Here is a 2,485-nt window from a genome sequence, read left to right as displayed (position 1 = left end):
CTGGGAGGACCATCTCCCAAGGCTAAATACTCCCTAGTGACCGATAGTGAACCAGTACCGTGAGGGAAAGGTGAAAAGCACCCCGGAAGGGGAGTGAAACAGATCCTGAAACCGTGTGCCTACAAGTAGTTAGAGCCCGTTAATGGGTGATAGCGTGCCTTTTGTAGAATGAACCGGCGAGTTACGATTACATGCAAGGTTAAGTTGAAGAGACGGAGCCGCAGCGAAAGCGAGTCTGAATAGGGCGATTGAGTATGTGGTCGTAGACCCGAAACCAGGTGATCTACCCATGTCCAGGGTGAAGTCCAGGTAACACTGGATGGAGGCCCGAACCCACGTACGTTGAAAAGTGCGGGGATGAGGTGTGGGTAGCGGAGAAATTCCAATCGAACTTGGAGATAGCTGGTTCTCTCCGAAATAGCTTTAGGGCTAGCCTCACGTAGTAAGAGTCTTGGAGGTAGAGCACTGTTTGGACTAGGGGCCCTCATCGGGTTACCGAATTCAGACAAACTCCGAATGCCAAAGACTTATCCGTGGGAGTCAGACTGCGAGTGATAAGATCCGTAGTCAAAAGGGAAACAGCCCAGACCACCAGCTAAGGTCCCAAAGTTTACGTTAAGTGGAAAAGGATGTGGAGTTGCTTAGACAACCAGGATGTTGGCTTAGAAGCAGCCACCATTTAAAGAGTGCGTAATAGCTCACTGGTCGAGTGACTCTGCGCCGAAAATGTACCGGGGCTAAACGTAACACCGAAGCTGTGGATTGACATCTACGATGTCAGTGGTAGGAGAGCGTTCTAAGGGCGTTGAAGCTAGACCGTAAGGACTGGTGGAGCGCTTAGAAGTGAGAATGCCGGTATGAGTAGCGAAAGATGGGTGAGAATCCCATCCACCGTATGCCTAAGGTTTCCTGAGGAAGGCTCGTCCTCTCAGGGTTAGTCGGGACCTAAGCCGAGGCCGAAAGGCGTAGGCGATGGACAACAGGTTGATATTCCTGTACCACCTCTTTATCGTTTGAGTGATGGGGGGACGCAGGAGGATAGGGTAAGCGCACTGTTGGATATGTGCGTGTAAGCAGGTAGGCTGAGAAGTAGGAAAATCCGCTTCTCGTGAAGGCTGAGCTGTGATGCCGAGGGAAATATAGTACCGAAGTTCCTGATTCCACACTGCCAAGAAAAGCCTCTAGCGAGATAAAAGGTGCCCGTACCGCAAACCGACACAGGTAGGCGAGGAGAGAATCCTAAGGTGAGCGAGAGAACTCTCGTTAAGGAACTCGGCAAAATGACCCCGTAACTTCGGGAGAAGGGGTGCTTTTTGAGGTGAATAGCCTCGAAGAGCCGCAGTGAATAGGCCCAGGCGACTGTTTAGCAAAAACACAGGTCTCTGCGAAGCCGCAAGGCGAAGTATAGGGGCTGACGCCTGCCCGGTGCTGGAAGGTTAAGAGGAGGGGTTAGCGCAAGCGAAGCTCTGAATCGAAGCCCCAGTAAACGGCGGCCGTAACTATAACGGTCCTAAGGTAGCGAAATTCCTTGTCGGGTAAGTTCCGACCCGCACGAAAGGCGTAACGATCTGGGCACTGTCTCAACGAGAGACTCGGTGAAATTATAGTACCTGTGAAGATGCAGGTTACCCGCGACAGGACGGAAAGACCCCGTGGAGCTTTACTGTAGCCTGATATTGAATTTTGGTACAGCTTGTACAGGATAGGTAGGAGCCTAAGAAACCGGAGCGCTAGCTTCGGTGGAGGCGTCGGTGGGATACTACCCTGGCTGTATTGAAATTCTAACCCGCACCCCTTATCGGGGTGGGAGACAGTGTCAGGTGGGCAGTTTGACTGGGGCGGTCGCCTCCTAAAGAGTAACGGAGGCGCCCAAAGGTTCCCTCAGAATGGTTGGAAATCATTCGTAGAGTGTAAAGGCACAAGGGAGCTTGACTGCGAGACCTACAAGTCGAGCAGGGACGAAAGTCGGGCTTAGTGATCCGGTGGTTCCGCATGGAAGGGCCATCGCTCAACGGATAAAAGCTACCCCGGGGATAACAGGCTTATCTCCCCCAAGAGTCCACATCGACGGGGAGGTTTGGCACCTCGATGTCGGCTCATCGCATCCTGGGGCTGTAGTCGGTCCCAAGGGTTGGGCTGTTCGCCCATTAAAGCGGTACGCGAGCTGGGTTCAGAACGTCGTGAGACAGTTCGGTCCCTATCCGTCGTGGGCGCAGGAAATTTGAGAGGAGCTGTCCTTAGTACGAGAGGACCGGGATGGACGCACCGCTGGTGTACCAGTTGTCTTGCCAAAGGCATCGCTGGGTAGCTATGTGCGGACGGGATAAGTGCTGAAAGCATCTAAGCATGAAGCCCCCCTCAAGATGAGATTTCCCATAGCGTCAAGCTAGTAAGAACCCTGAAAGATGATCAGGTTGATAGGTCAGAGGTGGAAGCGCGGTAACGTGTGGAGCTGACTGATACTAATCGTTCGAGGACTTAACCA

At 52.8% G+C, this 2,485-nt stretch carries 1 rRNA gene; it reads left to right on the top strand.

The annotated features are described in order from the left end of the window. Positions 1–2,485 (top strand): 23S ribosomal RNA (locus tag BLR86_RS25450); the annotation flags it as partial.

Origin of the sequence: Bacillus sp. OK048 (assembly GCF_900103525.1) — a bacterium.
Classification (GTDB): Bacteria; Bacillota; Bacilli; order Bacillales; family Cytobacillaceae; genus Neobacillus.
This window is presented reverse-complemented; position numbering and strand designations above follow the sequence as displayed.